The organism is Photorhabdus namnaonensis (assembly GCF_001684335.1).
In the GTDB taxonomy this organism is placed as follows: domain Bacteria; phylum Pseudomonadota; class Gammaproteobacteria; order Enterobacterales; family Enterobacteriaceae; genus Photorhabdus; species Photorhabdus namnaonensis.
Map to the genome: position 1 here is coordinate 227565 of NZ_LOIC01000072.1, position 18255 is coordinate 245819.

Annotated in this window: 16 protein-coding genes; 3 read left to right on the plus strand and 13 right to left on the minus strand. The window is 43.5% G+C overall.

Annotated features, from left to right (window positions below):
• Window positions 1-167: 167 nt before the first annotated feature.
• A complete protein-coding gene (locus tag Phpb_RS13450; RefSeq protein WP_065390767.1) occupies window positions 168-821 on the minus strand; it encodes a TetR/AcrR family transcriptional regulator in 654 nt (217 codons plus the stop codon).
• Between the two features lie 153 nt (window positions 822-974).
• Between Phpb_RS13450 and Phpb_RS13455 the strand changes: the two genes are divergently transcribed.
• Window positions 975-2288, plus strand: a complete 1314-nt coding sequence (locus tag Phpb_RS13455) for an FAD-dependent oxidoreductase (protein ID WP_065390768.1) — start codon at window positions 975-977, stop codon at window positions 2286-2288.
• Window positions 2289-3134: 846 nt separating this feature from the next.
• Here Phpb_RS13455 and Phpb_RS13460 read toward each other — a convergent pair.
• The 12 genes from Phpb_RS13460 to Phpb_RS13515 form a co-directional block, all read right to left on the minus strand.
• On the minus strand, window positions 3135-4232 hold the full coding sequence (locus Phpb_RS13460; RefSeq protein WP_065390769.1) for a type II secretion system F family protein: 1098 nt from the start codon (window positions 4230-4232) through the stop codon (window positions 3135-3137).
• Between the two features lie 6 nt (window positions 4233-4238).
• Window positions 4239-5795 (minus strand): GspE/PulE family protein, encoded by a 1557-nt coding sequence (locus Phpb_RS13465; protein WP_065390770.1) that lies wholly within the window; start codon window positions 5793-5795, stop codon window positions 4239-4241.
• A gap of 22 nt (window positions 5796-5817) precedes the next feature.
• Window positions 5818-6360, minus strand: coding sequence for a type IV pilus biogenesis protein PilP (gene pilP / locus Phpb_RS13470; protein ID WP_065390771.1), 543 nt, complete (start codon window positions 6358-6360; stop codon window positions 5818-5820).
• Entirely contained in the window at window positions 6347-7648 is a 1302-nt protein-coding gene (pilO2, locus tag Phpb_RS13475; protein ID WP_065390772.1) for a type 4b pilus protein PilO2, read from the minus strand. The genes pilP and pilO2 overlap by 14 nt, the downstream gene beginning before the upstream one ends.
• 18 nt (window positions 7649-7666) lie before the next feature.
• On the minus strand, window positions 7667-9277 hold the full coding sequence (pilN, locus tag Phpb_RS13480; protein WP_065390773.1) for a PilN family type IVB pilus formation outer membrane protein: 1611 nt from the start codon (window positions 9275-9277) through the stop codon (window positions 7667-7669).
• Window positions 9278-9281: 4 nt separating this feature from the next.
• The gene (locus Phpb_RS13485) at window positions 9282-9581 is read right to left on the minus strand and encodes a toxin co-regulated pilus biosynthesis Q family protein (protein ID WP_240492548.1); all 300 of its coding nucleotides are present in this window, start codon (window positions 9579-9581) and stop codon (window positions 9282-9284) included.
• A gap of 177 nt (window positions 9582-9758) precedes the next feature.
• The gene (locus tag Phpb_RS13490; protein ID WP_065390775.1) at window positions 9759-10283 is read right to left on the minus strand and encodes a hypothetical protein; all 525 of its coding nucleotides are present in this window, start codon (window positions 10281-10283) and stop codon (window positions 9759-9761) included.
• Between the two features lie 65 nt (window positions 10284-10348).
• A complete protein-coding gene (locus Phpb_RS13495) occupies window positions 10349-11935 on the minus strand; it encodes a prepilin-type N-terminal cleavage/methylation domain-containing protein (protein WP_065390776.1) in 1587 nt (528 codons plus the stop codon).
• Between the two features lie 97 nt (window positions 11936-12032).
• Complete coding sequence (locus Phpb_RS13500; protein WP_065390777.1) at window positions 12033-12830, minus strand: prepilin peptidase; 798 nt, start codon at window positions 12828-12830, stop codon at window positions 12033-12035.
• A gap of 159 nt (window positions 12831-12989) precedes the next feature.
• Window positions 12990-13556 carry a type 4 pilus major pilin gene (locus tag Phpb_RS13505; protein WP_065390778.1) on the minus strand — a complete coding sequence of 189 codons (567 nt, stop codon included), beginning with the start codon at window positions 13554-13556 and terminating at the stop codon, window positions 12990-12992.
• Window positions 13557-14232: 676 nt separating this feature from the next.
• Window positions 14233-16020 carry a Hint domain-containing protein gene (locus Phpb_RS13510; RefSeq protein ID WP_065390779.1) on the minus strand — a complete coding sequence of 596 codons (1788 nt, stop codon included), beginning with the start codon at window positions 16018-16020 and terminating at the stop codon, window positions 14233-14235.
• Between the two features lie 392 nt (window positions 16021-16412).
• Entirely contained in the window at window positions 16413-16595 is a 183-nt protein-coding gene (locus tag Phpb_RS13515; protein WP_041380030.1) for a hypothetical protein, read from the minus strand.
• A gap of 120 nt (window positions 16596-16715) precedes the next feature.
• Between Phpb_RS13515 and Phpb_RS13520 the strand changes: the two genes are divergently transcribed.
• A complete protein-coding gene (locus Phpb_RS13520) occupies window positions 16716-17165 on the plus strand; it encodes a phage tail protein (protein WP_065390780.1) in 450 nt (149 codons plus the stop codon).
• A gap of 14 nt (window positions 17166-17179) precedes the next feature.
• A complete protein-coding gene (locus tag Phpb_RS13525) occupies window positions 17180-18244 on the plus strand; it encodes a phage tail sheath family protein (RefSeq protein ID WP_065390781.1) in 1065 nt (354 codons plus the stop codon).
• Window positions 18245-18255 lie beyond the last annotated feature (11 nt).

Below are 18255 nucleotides of genomic sequence, written 5' to 3' on the forward strand. Positions count from 1 at the left end.
TAAAAGAGTAAAAAAGAGAGAGTAAAAAAGACTCCAAAACGCCTCATCTATATTCAAGGCATTCAAACCGCTTTCTTAATTTCAGCGAAGAGACCTACCTGATAACAGGCAGGCTCTTAATTCAACGACATTCCTACGATAATTTCCAATTTACTACAAAGTAACTATCACGAAACCGTACCATACACAGCGAGAAATGACTGAACAGCGATGGCAATTCTCTGAGATTTTTCCTCTGGAGTCGGTAAACCAATACCCAAAGTAGCCTTAAGCCTTGGCGTTCCAATGATGCCATCGATAAACACCTCTGCGGAAATTTTCGGGTCTACTATGTTCAATTTTCCCTCCTTCACCTTTCGTACCAGATATTCGACAAGAAAATCTACGATCTTTTTGACTCCCTTTTCATAATAGATCTTACCCAACTGCGGAAAACGTTGAGACTCCAACGTTACCACTCGGTAGTTTGCGATCATTGTCTCAGAGAGAATTGCCGTGAGAACTTCCTCTGCAAAAATGGTTAACGCTTTCCCAATATCTGGTTCGCGGTTCATCGTCTTGTCCAGACCGACTTCAACTTCTTCTATTCTTTGCCTGACGACAGCGACTAACAGCTCTTCTTTAGAAGGGAATCGGCTATAATAGGTTCCCTTCGAAGCATTAGCACGTTTCGCCATCTCATTGATACTGGCACCATCAAAACCCCGTTCTGCAAATACCTGAGCAGCAATCTTTAACAGCTCGTTAACTCGTTCTCCTGAAATTCTAGAGTACGAACGGGTTCTTTTGTGATCTGTTTGGGCTTTAGGTGTATTTGTCATGTAAAAAAACCTAAATTTTTATTGGTACCGAACGGTACGGTATACTATTATTAAGACTATAGCAGTAACACGACTGATGGCTGCGATCCTAGCCAGCTATAGTCACCATGATTCTTTCAGAATCACATCGTACTACTTATGGAGAAAAAAGAAATGAACGTTGGAATAATCGGCTCAGGGATTGGTGGTGCATGCCTGGCACATGGCCTGCGTAAAAATGGAATAAAAGTGAAAGTTTATGAACGTGGCTCTGCTACATCATCCATACTTCCCGGTTATGGCATTTACGTCGATACGTTCGGCCAGCAGGCTATGCAGGAATGCCTACCGGAAACTAACTGGTTAACCTTTAAAAAGATTTCAAAACCTGTCGGTGGACAGACAAGATTCTATGATGAACATCTACATCTTCTTCTTGAGGCCCAGAGAAATATTCATGGAGAGGATGGACAAATTATTACCGAAGATCGGATGTCAATCAGCAGATCTGAACTTATAGAAGTACTAAACGAGGGGCTATCAAATACCGTTCAATGGAACAAAACGTTCGAGCGCTATGAACACATGCAAAACGGTAAAGTCAGGCTTTTTTTCACAGATAAAAGTCACGAAGATGTTGATGTTCTTATCGGTGCAGATGGAAGCAATTCAAGAGTACGCAAGCAGTACCTCCCCGCGATAAAAAGGCTTGACATTGGCGTCACACTCACCGTTGGACGTGTGCGCCTTACCCAAGCTCTTGCTGACTCATTGCCTCCATATTTGCTGGATGGGTCGCCCAACAATATCGTGCCTAAAAGCTCTGGTGGATTGTTTGTCTCTCTATGGCGTGCTCCAATCAATACCCAGGTAAAGTCCACATCGACAGAAATTGGTGATTTCGTCATGTGGGCCTACGCAGCGGCAACGAATAGCTATCCGAATACGATTACCGATTTTCCCGCGGAATCTCTGTGTGATCTGATCTGTACCCGTATTGCTGGATGGGACCAAAACCTGCATACCCTAATTAAACAGAGTGATATGGAAAACATCTCTGTGATTCCGTTACGCAGTATGGATCATCTCTTACCCTGGCGTTCCAGCGCTGTCACACTCCTTGGCGATGCTATTCACAACATGACGCCAATGGTGGGAATGGGAGCGAACACAGCGCTTCGAGACGCACTTTTGCTCACACAGACTCTGACTCAGGTAGCATCCGGTCATGAAGATTTAATCAAAGCGATTTCAGATTATGAACAACAAATGCGAACATATGCTAATGAGGCTGTTGAAATTTCGTTACGTACCGCGTTAAATGCAGCCGATCGTTCGATGATCAAGCGAATACTGTTTCGAACTGTACTTCGGGTTGCACAAACTTTACCGCCAATAAAGCGAGTGCTATTCCCGATAACAAAATCTGCGCAACACCAGGGAAAAATAAAATTAGGTACTACACACTCTTTGAGTAGTACGCAATAAGAGGCTTTCACTTTACCTCCAGATAACTTGAATAAACGATTAGCAAAGCATTTGCGGTAATATTGCGTCGGCTTAAGAATAGCGTCTGGTTTTGGTAAATCAGTGAGGACTTCTTTTTGAAAAATAAAGACTTGATAAGGCAGAATCGATTATTTACTATCGTGCCGGCCAAAATATCTTTGTCTAAAAAATATAATAAAAATCCATGCCCGGATTATTTGGTAGGTTTTTGCCAAATTTACAATGACTTAAATCTATATTGTCCGGGCTACAAAAAATTAAAGAAGCTATGTGCTTTTAAATCTATTAATTTTGTCATTTATAATATCCAGATAATTCATTAGCAATTAATGAAAATTATAAAAAATATAATCATATTAATCAATTAGTTAACTCAGCAAAACAGAACAGAAAACCTTATTCGCTTCATATCATTACATTTAATTATCCGAGAGTCTGTACATAATTCACAGTATTTTTACATTTAAAATTCAATTACCTTCCTTAATCACAAACATCAATATTCAGCAGCATTTAATTATTTAACCTGTAATATCATTATTTTAAAAATAACAAATATTTAATTAATAGAAGAAAATAATAAATTATAGATAAATTTGTTATTATTATTTTTATATTCTCATCATCATTTTCAGGGATATGTGTAACGTCACACTTTAAATACGTGGTTTGAATTCACAGTATCCATTACTTTGTAAGCACAAAACATTCATATTGTAACGATCATTCATAAACCCGGAAACTTCACAAATTTCTGACACCATTCTTCCCGGTTCCATTGCGATCTTTTCTGATGGCAGAAATTTTTCATCATCAATCTCGACATTAAACAGATGGCATAGATAACGACTGTTCAATAGCGTTTTCAATACCCGATACCGCCGTCACCACCAGCATCAACATGCCGCCAATCATAAGAATTGAAGCCAACAGGAAGCCACGCGTCACTATCTGAACCTTAACTATCGTTTCATCCAACCAGTGCCGTGCAAACTTCGCCATTGATTGATCAAAACCCTGCAATCGTGACAATAACCTCAGATAACTGATCGCCTCGTCATCCGGGAAACGGTAACCGGTATCGCGCAATGCCTCACCAAAACCAGCCCCCATTGAAATATGTTCGAGCGTAGCCGCGATACGCACATACAGCCAGCGGGAACCCGCCTGTTCCAGCAGCAATTCCAGCGCCGATTGCAACATCATCCCTGAACGGATCAGCAATGACACATTCAGTATGAACATACTGCCATGAATGGTTCTGTACAATGACCACGGCGGAAACCGGTCAAGCGCCGTTCGCAGTCGCCCCCCCAGAAAAGATAGCGATAACAACAATAAAATGATCAATATCACCAGCAATATCAGCGAATAAAATCCATAATCGTTGACAAATGTTCCCATTAAATAAAGAGTATAAGCCGCACCATCCCAGGTTTCCGGCTTAGAAACAGCAGCCAGTTTGGGCACCAAACTCCCAGCCACAATATGCAGCAAGACACATATCATCCCGATGAGTATAAGTGGATAAATAGATGTGCCAATAACAGCACTGCGGATCTTGCTACCCGCTTCGATCATGGCGATCGCATCCATAAAAGCGCTACGTATGTCGCCGGAACGCTCACCCGCAGCAATCACCGCGACTTCATTGGGACCAATCCATCGCTGTAAACTCTCCGCCAAAGTACTGCCCTGACTGACAGATTCATAGCAACTACTTAGCACCAACGCACAACCATTGTTGGGTTTATGGCCTTCGTTGCTGGCGATATTATACATTTCACGTAATGCATCAATCAGCATGATACGATTTTCCAGCATCATGATCAGATGCCCGTAAAAACGAATTCGCGCTTTATTACCAAACTGGATCTTAGCAAATTGATAGTTCAGTCTTTCAACAAAATCGGTCATGGACATAGCGTTTCACTCTATTTGATGGATCGCAGGAATAATCGGCCCCATCACACGTTCTGCGGCACGGGGATCGATTATCCCGTCATTTATTTTACGAATAAGCGCGTCGATCTTGCTTAATCCCGCCATCTCCGAGATCCAATATCGAGTCGCTTCGTGATGATGACCCATTCGATAAGCTTGCATTAAGCCGGGGGAAGTGCGTATCACTTCAGCGACTACTGTTCGACCCAAGGTGCCGCACTGTTTGCAATGATCACAACCTTCTCCCTGTAGACAAACCGACTCCGGCTGACAATAAAGATTCAGTCGTTTCAACAGACGCTCGGAGACTTCTTGCTCATGCCCTTGCAGGGGAACTTTACAATGAGGACATAACACCTGAATCAGCGCTTGGCTGACCAAACCAATCACCAACCGAGAATCCATTAATAGCGACTCCATCACAGCTTCATCCTGCAAGCGGGGCAAGATCGCTAAAGCATCGTTTGCATGTATCGTGGTCCAAATAAGATGGCCGGTCATTGCGGCACGAAACGCCATCTTTGCCGTCACTGCGTCGCGTATCTCACCGACCATAATCACATCAGGATCGAGTCGCATCGCGTCAGCAATTGCCATCGCCCATTCTTGTTCGACAATGATGCTATCACCTCGATCTCCGGTTATAGGAGATTGATTAGCGCCTTCAATTTCATATTCGGGAGGATCTTCAAGCGTAAGCAGATGGATGCCGGCTTGCTCGGTTATCATCTTCTGCATCACAACTTTCAAAGTAGTGCTCTTTCCGCTACCGGTAGCACCAGACAAAAGAACCACGCCAGCCCGATGCTCCATAAGTTCTTCCAGTATCTGACACTGCTCCGGCAAATAGCCGAGATCGCTTAAGGTGCACACCGTACCGGGGCTGTCCGCATACAACAATCGCAGCACCATCAACATGCCGCGATCGAGCGGACGGGTATTAATACGCGCCCCGGAAAGTCCGCACTCGGCCAGAAACTCATCTTTCATTCGCGCACGCTGCGCCTGCATCGGTTTAAAAGTTGGCTCTGCCACGTCACACATACTTTGATAGATAGTCGCGCATAATCGCAACCCTTCTTCCGGCCGCAGTTGTCCTATTGGCCGCAAATAACCATCGATACGGCAACGGATTTCACAATAATTACGGCGAGCAACGATATGCAAATCTGACGCCCGTTCCTCAGTCGCTTCGCCGATTAAGCGAATGATATAACGCTGAACATCCGATTCACTCCCTCCCAGTCCATGACTCTCGCTCTTACTGAGACGGTACAATTCCAATATGCTCCCCATGCCGCAAGTGACAGTCTGATAGATAAGGCCATGTCTTTTAACCGTCTCTTCATAAGCCAGCACATGGGGATCAAGCCGGTGGGAGGCAGACACGGCAAGTACGCACTGCCCTTTCTGCTGAGGTAACTCAACAAGACATATCAAACTGCGGTTAGCTAACTCTATTTCAAGTACGCCGCTCAAGGCAGATAAAACTTTTGCACCCTGCCTGACCATACACAACAGATCGGAGCATGTTATTGCCATAAATATCTCCACCCATCAGTAACTAACGGCTTAACGGCAACGGCGGCGCGACCATCAAGTCAAGGTTATCCAGCAACGATGCATCATTGGTAACCGTAAGACCTACCTCATAGAATCGCCCCTGTTTGGAGAAAGTCACTCCCCCGGTATCAATGCGAACCACTTTATAACCATTCAGCAACTGTTCGCCTGCTTTCACATCCATGATGCCGCCTGAACGAAGCCGGAGCGTAGCGGTCAAAGCCCCATTGCGCCCGAAGATTGACTTAACCAGAGGCAAGCCATTATTAACGGCATCTCTTTTATTCACCATTCTGGAAATTTTATCGAATTCAGCCTGAGCATTTGCCCTTGCGGTTTCAGCTTTAAGTAACATCAACTCCGTCTGTAACTTTTCCAGTTGCGCAGCAACGCTGTCAGTCGTTGCCGCCGACAATGCAGGCTTCTGTTCAACATGGCGCTTCGTCTGAGCTGGCGGTAACTCAGTAGATGATGTTTGCGCATAGGTCAGGGAAAATACCGACGCCACAAATAGACTGATTATAAGCTGGCTAATTTTTTGCATAGAAAACTCCACTCAGCTTCCACTCAGGAAAACCATCAGATAACACAATTCTGGCGCTGGTCACTCTCAATCCGGGGAGCGGCTTACCTGAAAACAGTGCATCTGGCGCTAATTGAGAAGTCAGTGTCCAGTTATAAGTTTGCCAATCAGGATTGGCCCACACGCGAGTTTCGCCTTCCGGCAAAGGAGGCGGAGGGGGAGGTAAAATGGAAGCATCCTCAGTCAACGTTGGCGGCGGCAAACCTAACGCCTGAAAATAAGACATCAGCTCAATCAGCGCCTGATCTGACGACTGCAACACATCGTCGTTGTTTTCCTGATCATGACTCTGCGACTGCTCAAACGGTATCAATACCTGTGCCTGCTCCCCACCATTGGAAATCACCGGACCAGCCCGGAAAATATTGATAGCAGCAACCTGGAAAACATTGATCGGCATCCCATCATGGCGCTGATAACTCACAGAAATCGCATTAGCATCCAGCATAATGACTTCAATCTGCCAACCCGCGAGCGATAAAGGAACCTTGGCTAAAGCTTTATTCCATGCAGAAAACTGCGACGCCATTGTCGGTTGCGCAAGCCACGGATGCGGCGGAGGAACTTCCACCACCTCATTGGATAAATCCGGTACCCTTATTTCCGTATTCTGCTTATAGATGTGCCACATCCACCAACCGCCAACTAACAAGAACGCAGTACCTGCGGTCATGGCAAAGACCTTAATTTGGTACTTCGACATTTCGCCGGTTAAACTCTCAAGCTGACCAACAGATTTTCTCAACGCGGACTGCGGCAACAGTTGCGCCAATGGTACCTCCAACCACGGCGATTCAAACTCCTTCGGCGCATAAATCGCATTCCACACTCCATTGGCGCCCTCTACCAACTGCACCGTATCACGCAATTTCGTTTCGATCTCTTCACGAGTGCCGATCAAATCACGTCCAGCCATTATCGCGCCCTGATGTACCGCTACCAATGCATAATGTCCATCAGGCAAATGAAACGCACCTATCCAGTTAGGTTTATCCACCGCTTTAGCCAGAACAGCCGCCAATGAATAGCAACCCGGTACTCCTGCCTCCTTTGATACATACCCGACCTGTATACTTCGTCCAACACGATGCCGGACAGCCAAGGTAAACCCTGCGGCAATCCCATTTCTGCGTATGTGAGAACGTGTTAACACAGTGACAGGCGGTCTCCAGATGATGCCTGCGACCAAAGTCTTACCATATAGCTTGATTTGCATAGCGCGCTCCGCGCCCGTTTCAGTCTGGGTCATTTTTCAATCTACCACTATTCAATCTACCACTATAGGAGTAATCATGACTACGATCACATTATGGTTTCTTTTGCCCTGACGGCTCCCACCCAAGAATTGATTATCCGGGCTACCCAAACCACTACGATCACTGGTATCTGACTGCTGTTCAAATCCTGACAGCACCAGTGTTTCACCTGAATGTAGTCTCACCTTCTGACTGAATGCGCGTAAATCTATTGTCGGCAACTGCACCTGACCGGTCGCTTTCTCGCCAAACTTCTCCAGCCTCTTTAAATCGCTCAAACTAATGTTGTACTGCAACAATATTTGCTTGTCGGCCATTGCATAAGGCAGCATCAACATATTAAAACCTGTCGTCACTGTCGCTGGTTCGATTCCTACTGAAATGCCAACTTGTGGCGTTGAAGTACTAGAAGTTGACGAAACATAACCGGTCTGCGTTGCAACCTGCATCGGTACCGCTTGCAAATTCAGGGTAGTCACCGAAGGTTGAGTCACTATAGAGACTTTACCTTGGGTCGATAACGCCTTGATCAGTAAGTTACTGTCACTAAATGGCCCCTTAAGAATATGAATATTGGTACTGATATCACTCCCCTCGGTAACACCGCTGCCCGCACCGCCCACTCCGATATGAGCGTCTTTATAGGCCAGTGACCAATCAACGCCATACTGATCAGCCCGATCGAACGTCAGGTTAAGGATCTTGACATTAAGCACCACCTGCGTTGTCAATAATTTGTTCTGCTGATAAATATAATCCTTAATTCTATCAAGTACTTCGGGTGAATCAGTTACCACCAATGATGCCGTCGCCATCGACAAAGTTAACTTACCTTCGCCAGGCGTTAGCATATTCGACACCGCTTTTTGAATCTCATCCATAACCGAACGGGTCAAAGAAGTCGCGAGAGTTTGGGAACTACCGCTGTTGCCGTTACCGCTATCGCTTCCATTTAAGCCCCCGCCGAACGTGGCATTGGTCGTCGCTGTCACGCTGGAAGATAATGCATCCGTACCGGGCAATGCATATATTTGAAACACTCGCGTCTCTGTTTTGAAAATATGCACTGCTCCATTGTGTACTTTCCAATGCAATCCTGATGACAAAATGACCGAATCAAGCAAACCTGCCAAGGAGCCATGCCAATGCACGTTTATTTTCATCTCTTCTGGTTGACCGCCCTCAGATATTGACTGCGTGTTCGAATTGACAACAACCTCTTCCTGACCACTCTCTTTCACCTCCGATGCCGAACTGGGAGGAGACACTGTAAACCGTGCATCAGCACTGATCAGCACCGGCACGCCACAGATACGCTTGATCTTTTCCGCAAACTGACTCAGCGTCATCGGTTCCGCTTCCTCCAGCGTCAACATGCAAGAAACAGTTTCACCCTCCTTCTTTGATGGAATCTCCTTAGTTGATACCCAATAACCATGCTCGTGAACATGCACAGCCGTCACGGCGGCAGTATTGCGTAACTCCTTAATAATACTGTCAGCATTTGCCATCTCAGCATCTGCCTGCCGATCAACATTAGAGATTGCCGCACAACTTGCCAGGCCAGTCGCTATACAGGGCAACAATATCAATCTGGAAAACGTCAAAAACTGGATATGCATGTTATTACCCCTGAGCCTGTACATGAACAAGCCGCTGTTCCTGATAAATATCGACAACGAAAGGACGATTCGCCATCGCATAGGCTTCGAACAGCTCGCTTACCGCATGGATAAACGTGCCATTAAAACGCAGACTAGCTCGGATAGGGAAATCATAGGAAGCATCCCATACCACTTGGTAGCCAGACCTACTCGCCCATTCTTGTGTAACATCACGCAAAGTTTGCCCCGGAGTGGCTGTCCACACCGTCGCCACAGGAACGGGTGTACGCATCGGTGTTGCATAAACGGCGACACTTGACATACAGACAAGGACCGTAAAAACATATGTGATTATTTTGTTCATCGATCTTTCCAAAAAGAAAAAAAGTAATCCAAACAACCTGTTAACCAAGACTAGCGACCCAAAGAAAGCCCGCTTGCGAAACAACAACGAGTATTTCCAACAACTAATATTTCCAACAACTAATATTCCCAGCAACTACAGTATTTCCACCAGCGCACCGTCAGATACAAACTTCCGAACATCATCCGGTAATCGTCTGGCAAGCAGACTCTCTACCCGTTTTCCTCTACCATCGATGAGTCTGGAACCCTGCTTAAAACCAATCTGATCGGGTTCAGCACTCCATTTAAGTAATTCTCCGAAAGCGCCATGCAACAACCCATTGTCGCCGGAGAGGGTATTTTTGCGGAAAATATAGACATGAGTCCCTGAAATAAATCCCCCCCAGAGACACTGGCTGGCAACGTTGTCACACCAGGCATCGGTATTTACCCACTCCATATGCAAAGCGGTTAATGCCTGCTGCATCTTGCGACTTTTGATCACGCCAACGGAATGATGATTAAGCAATTGCACACCGGCTGAAGCATAGCTACGAAACAGCGCGGCTACATCAGTCTTGGCACGCACTGACTGCACACGCACTTCATACAACAACTCACCAAAAATCAGTTGCATAATAAATACGACGGCAATCCCAACAATCGCTAATGGCCACATTTATGTTCTCCTAATTACTCTAGATTGGTTAACGCCAAATCATCAGATGCACAAGATGCTGCTTATCAGTTATGAATTTTCAAAATATGGGTACTGTTTTTAGAAGAATGGAACACGCTGGCAATGTTATATTTGCGATGTGGTCCAGCAATGAATGACACTATGCAAGTTCTTGTATTGTTTAGATTTACCTTGGAATTCTCTTCTGGATAATCCCCCAGTCCAGATCGTTGAAAAACAAGCGGTAAATCAGATTCTTGGTTGTTGCCATTTTTATCCGCTTCATACACCGCCAACACGCAACGCATACGATGGTGATTAGAAATCGGAGGTGTAGAGACGGTGACTAACACAGGGGCATTTGAATTGTTAAAAAAAGGCTGACGCCGACTGTTTACTTTACCGTCACCGCTAACATAATAGGTATCTCCCTTACTTGTTATCCCTGACGACATTCCCGATGCAAGCCGATAGCCACTGCTGATTACCGCTTGATTTGCCAATAACCGCCTGCTTCCACTCGCATCTCTCCATTCCAAATCTGACTTATCGACATTAATCCCCTGACACACCAACAGTTCTCCCTGCTTGCTCATGGAGAGGTTACCTAACGCAGGGCACTTGCCACCGACAAGATTTCCAGTTTGAGTATTGATCACTAAATTATTGCCAACAACGACGTTATTATCCGCATGAATATCACCGGCAGCCAAAGTCCCTTTACTACCGGGATTGGCATTACCATCAAGGATAAACAACGTGCCATGCTCTGGATTGACAACCACTTCACCGTCGCTATTTTGTTCAATATAGGAGGTGTTTCCCTGAGAGCGGGCAGAAAAGACGATCTTATTCACACCATTAACCATGCCGGGGCCTTGCATCGACAACGTATCCACCTGCTCAAGACCGTGACCGCCCATGTTGATGCTGGTTTCCATCCTATTCCACTCTGGATGCCCGCCTATTTTTTGTCGATGAAGCAAGTCGCCCGCCAATGTTCCCGGGCCATAGATTGACGCATCCCGCATGAACGGAGCATAAAAAATACGGCCAATCTCCTTGGGTTGTTCCTTGAAAAAACCAGCAAAAGATTCAGGCGCATTGACCTGACCATAACTATTCCAATAAGTAGCCGGATTACGATGATCCCGATTTCTATAATCCAGATACAGGCCGCCAACCCCAATCAATTGCGCAATCTTCATCGAATGTTTAGCAACATCAGGCTGTTTTCCATTAGCCATTGCTGGAACGCTATAAATCAACGGATCAATACGTTTTTTGCCATTAGGCAACATGACAACGCGTAATACGCCATCATATTTCTGACCAAGCGGATTGACTGTATTCTGGTCAAGCCCCGGAGGTAAATAGGAAGGTAACTCTGCCCAATTAATTGGTGCTGGAGTGGGTCCACGACTTAGAGCGACATAATTATCATTAACATAATCCACCACCGCATCACCAAGATGTTGGATCTGCCCGGCGACGACCTGATTCACCAGCATATCACTCTGTCTGTTGAGATAAACCACACCAACCACCATCATTGATGCCAGTACTATCAGTGCAACAGTCACTTCCAGCAAAGTGAAACCTGCATCATGGCGGCTTATCATCAATATAGATACAGACTCATCATCATGCATAAATAGTCCTTCTTAATCATACGTAAGAAAATCTATTCCATCCGATAAACTATTTATCCCCATAGCGATCCCGCCCAAGGGAACGACACTGCACTGGCTACCTATTGAAAAGCGCCATAATCAATCCCGCGACTGCCAGACCCGGGCCGAAAGGTATCTGTGGCGCCGTTCTCATACTGCATAGTCGCCAAATCGCCAGATAACTTATTAGTGTGAAACTTGCTGCCAGCAAAATCATGAATGGAAGCGCTTCCACCCCCAACCAGGCGCCAAGCGCCGCCAGAAATTTAGCATCTCCCATTCCCAACGCATCACGCTGGACCCATTGCCGGGCAATCCACGCCACCAGCCTGAAAAACAGATATCCACAAACCGCGCCACTGACGGCCAAAGGTAATGCCACAAATCCGGCAGAATGCAGATTGAACAACAATCCTAGCCACAGCAAAGAAAGCGTCAGTTGATCGGGCAGCAGCATATGTTCGAAATCAATGATCGCCAGCGCGATCAACATCGAACTCAACACCAACAACCCCAACAACCCGTAACTCCACCCCAGATCCAAAGCCAGTAAAGAAAAAAGTAGCGCTACCGCACCTTCAACCAGTGGATAGCGTATAGAAATCGTACCGTTACAGTATCGACAAAGCCCTTTCTGGTACAAATAGCTCAACAAGGGAATATTATCGCGGGCCGCTAACACGTGGCTGCAACGTGGACAATGGGAACGGGGAAAACAGAGATTAAAGTCGGCAGACTCGCTATTGATTTCGGAGAAAATCATCATCGGCAAGCGGCAGACCACCACATTAAGAAAACTTCCGACACACAACCCTAGCAACCCGGATGCCAGAACCAAGCACCCGGTAGAAGATTGCAACCACCCTATCATCATGATGATCTCCCGGCAGATTCAGCACACAACGAACCGCATTGGATAAGAGAACAACAACAAAACCAGCGAAACCGGCTGTTTCCATCACTAAGAAAATGCAGCTTGAAAAGCCTTCACCAAGCCTGCCAAGCCACATATCACATCAAAACAATCCATGTCCTAACTGGCAGAAACAAGCGTCACGGTATTTGCATCGTTGGCACTACATGCCGATTCAATTTGCGCCAAAGTCGAATCTGGTTTAATTTCTATGCCAGATTGTTGTCCTTTCCCACTCCCAACGGCCATTTTCGACCAACCCGCTACCCGCAATTTCAGCGAAAGTTGCTGGCAAGCCTCATCAGGCACATTCTGATACTCAATTTTAAAGGTCTGAGCGGTGGCATCGCCCGGAGAAATAGTTACCTTGCCATTCCAACTATTAAAAATAATCCCGGTCTTACCATCCTGAGTCATATTGGCGGGAACGACTTTGTAATTAATGGCGATCTTATTATCCAAACTGTCATAGCCTTTGGCGCCATTTTTAATTGACTTCAAATTTGCGGCCATCTGAGTAATATTCGACGATTCAGTTGAGATTTCCGAAGCCCGGAACAACTTACCAATCCCGGCGGCGGCGGCGGCCAATATCACAATGCCGACAATCATCACAACCAATGCTTCAATCAGCGTAAAACCTGATTGACGCCTGGCGCCACGCAATACATTGACTTTCTTATTCATGCTAATCACTCCAAAATCAAAATAAGAGACGCATTACCACTCACATACTCACCAAATGAAACAAAATCTTAACGCAATAATAACACACATGAAAACATTTAAAACACTTTAGTGTTTCATATTGAAATTAATCCTATAGATTACAATTTGAAAAATAAAATTGTTTAAAACGTTCAAAAATCACACAAACGATCGTCAAAAACTATCAAATATTTTAATTTCAATCGCGAATATCGATTAAAATTGATGATATAGCCTATTAAAAAATCAATGAATTTTATTCAGTCAATTAGCTGCAAACAATAAAACATAATTAATTTTTATATATAAAATTAACTTGTTGTTAAGACTTGCTGTTGTACCGGGCCTGTCACAGATCACATTTTTGTAAAAATGGGGTACGCAACAGTGTTCAACACTGAGTGCTCTTTGCTGAAGAAAAAAGCCTTTCATTAACCAAGGTTTTTTAAATGCGGACAGCGAATTTTTACTCGCTATTTATTGAGGAAGGAATAGAGAATTTAAGCTTAAATGAAACGAAATCAACACTAAGCCGATATCTTAAATCAGAAAGTGTGGTTCTTTGACTGACCATTTATTATTCGACAAAACTATAATAAGTAAAAGGCCACCTCCATTAGGAGGTGGCGCAGTTTAATACTGACAATTAAAAAGATCAATTTGCTATCGATACTTTTCTTTGCAGGTTATTATCACCGACTAAAATGCCACCAGCAAAAAGCAAAGCATCTTCAGGTAACAATTCACTTTTATCATCTGTTTTTTCTAACACGAAATTATATACGTTTAATGGATCAGTGTTTCTCAATTTAACTGAGCTAAGGGTAGTTTGACCATCACGTGTATATATTGTATCACCAGCCTTAAGTTCATCGGCTTTGACTATTCCTCGTAATGTTGCAACAGGATGCGTTGGCGTCAGTGAAACTTTTTCACCGTTATTATAAATTAAATCAACAAATTCAGTATCGTGACCTACAATACGGCTTTTCACTTGTAATACACCACCTTGCTTTGTTAAAACTCTATCGCCTGAACGTATATCTTCAACCTTCTTCTTAGAACCATCGGCCATATCTACTAATGTACCTTCAGCAATACAACCATATTGGATGTTAATAGGTGGGTAAATGAATTGTGAATCAGACGGAGTACTTCCGTCCTTATTAGTATAAGTGAATTGAATAGCAGATGCTTCCTTATCAGACCTATCAGGAGTTGTGAGAACAGTAGCCTGTAAATCCAATACATACCTCTCGTTATTCTTCCAGCATATTCCCCCAAAATTAGCGTAGGCTGAGTCTTTGGAGAAATCCCATGTCAATCTTTTACCGCTTTCATCGACCTTTACATGTTCCCAAAATATATTTTCACCAATTTCTTTTGCTTTACATCCACCACCAGTATCAAGGCCAACCAGCGTCAAATCCGCGCTTATGTGTAAACTCTTGGTTCCCTTAGGCTTTTTATTCTCATCAATCAGGATATAGTCATCGAATTCAACACTGCCAATGATTTCCATGTTGATATATGTATTCTTATTTGGCAGCTTTGGCGTCATTGGACCATAATCGCAAGCATCGGGAGCTCCGTGTTCAGGATTTGCTCTATTTAAGCAAACGATTATTGGGCGCATATGCTGTAAATACTCCTTATAACCAAGGTCCGTGTTACATATCTTCTTTTTTACATAATCAGGTGCATTAGGTGACGTGTTACACATCTCTTTTGGAACATCGTCGAAATAAAGTATATTTGATTTCATGATAATTGGCCCGTCACTGAGACTTATTCCATTTATTTTTCCCTGATATGTTGCAACAGCGATAACAGAAGATTGATTAGGATTATTAATACCATCAAGTATATCTTCTTCAGAAACGGCTTCCGTTGTATGGCTCCGTACTTCCTTACCTTCTATACTGCTTGAACCTGATGCGATTACCTGTCTAGATTTTTTATCTTTATCAAGTGCAAAAACCACAAGTGAGTCTTGGAACGATGAAGGAAGGGAAGGATCAGGATAATAAAGAGAATTAAAAACTGTAGCTGAAATTGATTTATAATCTTTAGAAGGTATGATTACAGGCTGCCCGAAAAAATTTTCAGGATCTTTATTCGAGCGATGTATTTCAAGCGATTTCCCACTCTTAATCAGTGCATGTTGCTTTGCTTTTATCGTCTCAATATCTTTAAAAACATCAGGATACTTCTGTTCAGTAATACCACTGTAGCGTAACAGTGCTCTATAGCCCCCCTCATGTGAAGGAATAGTTAAATTAATCACTTTAGGTTTATTAGGCGTCTTAATGCTATCTAAAAGTTCAGATACGGCCTTATAATCATCTATAGATAATGTATCAATTTTCGTATCAGCAAGGCATGAGATTATAGGGGTGAGCAGTATGATAAAAAAAACAAATATTCTTTTGTATAGAGTCATAATTTTTCCTATGAAATAATAAAAATTTCCTAAGTCAAAAACATTACACAAACTTTATTTACAAATCGCTATTTGTTGAACTTTAAACTGATAGGTAGTATATTAACATTATAATTTAATCTTAAAATTATTAATTAAAGGGAAAGTATATTAAAACCAAAACCACATATATAATTAATAGTCACTTATAATAAAATATCAAGATTTTTATATTTTCTTTCCTTATGAAAAATTTTTAGCGTAAATATCTGCTGGGATGTGTACTCAAACATTGAGTAAGTGTTATTAACTTTAAGCACAGCAGACATCCCAATAAAAGTTTACTCCAGATAATTAACTCATCATAAATTTCTTCCTTCATAGTGAAATAAAAAAGTCACAGGTACTTAATATCACCCACTGTTTTCAATAATCAGACTTAATCTATTCCAAACTAAAATAATGAAAAACTTGCTATGAGCATATAAAAATGTCGGTTCTGTAACATTATTAAAAAATCCATCTTGAATCACTTTATTAATTAATGATAAGAATAAAATAAAAATTATTTCCACAAACCAAAAAATATCCATCATGAATAATAACCTTTAAAAATCAGGTTATTGCGGTAGCCATACCTATATTTTCAATGCTAGTAAAAAAACGATAGAGCTTTTCTTAGATTTTAAACATCAATAACTAATAAAGGAAGAATCATGGCTATAAATCCAGAACAAATCGCTGTTGAATATCCCATTCCTACTTATCGGTTTGTTGTTTCAGTCGGTGACGAACAAATCCCATTTAACAACGTTTCCGGGCTTGATATTCATTATGATGTCATCGAATATAAAGATGGCATCGGTAATTACTATAAAATGCCGGGCCAACGTCAATCTATCAATATTACCCTGCGTAAGGGGGTCTTCCCTGGCGACACCAAACTGTTTGACTGGATTAATTCTATTCAACTTAATCAAGTTGAGAAGAAAGATATTGCAATTAGCCTGACCAATGAAGCTGGCACCGAAATCTTAATGACCTGGAACGTAGCGAATGCATTCCCAACGTCATTCACCTCCCCCTCTTTTGATGCCACCAGCAATGAAATCGCTGTTCAGGAAATAGCACTGACAGCAGATCGTGTAACCATTCAAGCAGCTTAATAAGGAGAGATTTTATGACCACAATAACAACCTACCCCGGTGTTTATATTGAAGAAGACGCTTCGCTGTCACTCTCCGTTAGTTCCAGTGCAACAGCAGTGCCTGTTTTTGCTGTCGCAGGTGACAATCCATTAATATCAGGTAAACCCTATATTCGCATTAGTAACTGGCTGGAATATCTGACACTAAAAAATGAAAAATTTGATCCTGCCAATACACTTGATATCTCACTGCGCGCTTATTTTATTAACGGTGGTGGATATTGCTATCTGGTCCAAACCACAGATTTAGAAAAACAAGTTCCAAAGCTGGATGATGTCACATTGCTGGTTGCTGCTGGAGAGAATATTACTACTGCTGTAAGTACACTTTGCAAACCGGGCAAAGGATTATTTGCCATTTTTGATGGCCCTACTACAGAGTTAGAATCCGCTGGCACATCCAACAGTGATTATGACCCAAATCCTTTTGCTGCCGTTTACTACCCCTGGTTAACCGCCGATTGGGCTACTAGAGAGATTCCCCCAAGTGCTGCTATTGCTGGTGTCTATTGCTCTGTCGATAGCACCCGTGGCGTGTGGAAAGCACCGGCTAACGTGGCTATTCAAGGTGGATTACAACCTAAATATCCGGTAACCGATGACCTGCAAGCACAATACAGCCAAGATAAAGCACTAAATATGATCCGCACCTTTCCTAAGAGCGGCACACTGGTATGGGGCGCTCGTACTCTTGAGGACAGCGATAACTGGCGTTATATCCCGGTTCGCCGCCTATTCAACAGCGCAGAGCGGGACATTAAAAACGCTATGAGCTTCGCGATGTTTGAACCCAATAGCCAACCGACCTGGGAAGCTGTGCGTCGGGCCATCGATAACTATCTCCATTCCCTCTGGCAGCAAGGCGGATTGATGGGCAACAAAGCCGAGCAGGCTTATTTTGTTCAAATCGGTAAAGGCACCACCATGACCGATGACGATATCAAGCAAGGCAAAATGATCGTCAAAGTCGGCATGGCAGCAGTGCGTCCAGCCGAATTCATTATTCTGCAATTTACCCAAGACGTTGCCCAGTTTTAATACAAGGAAAA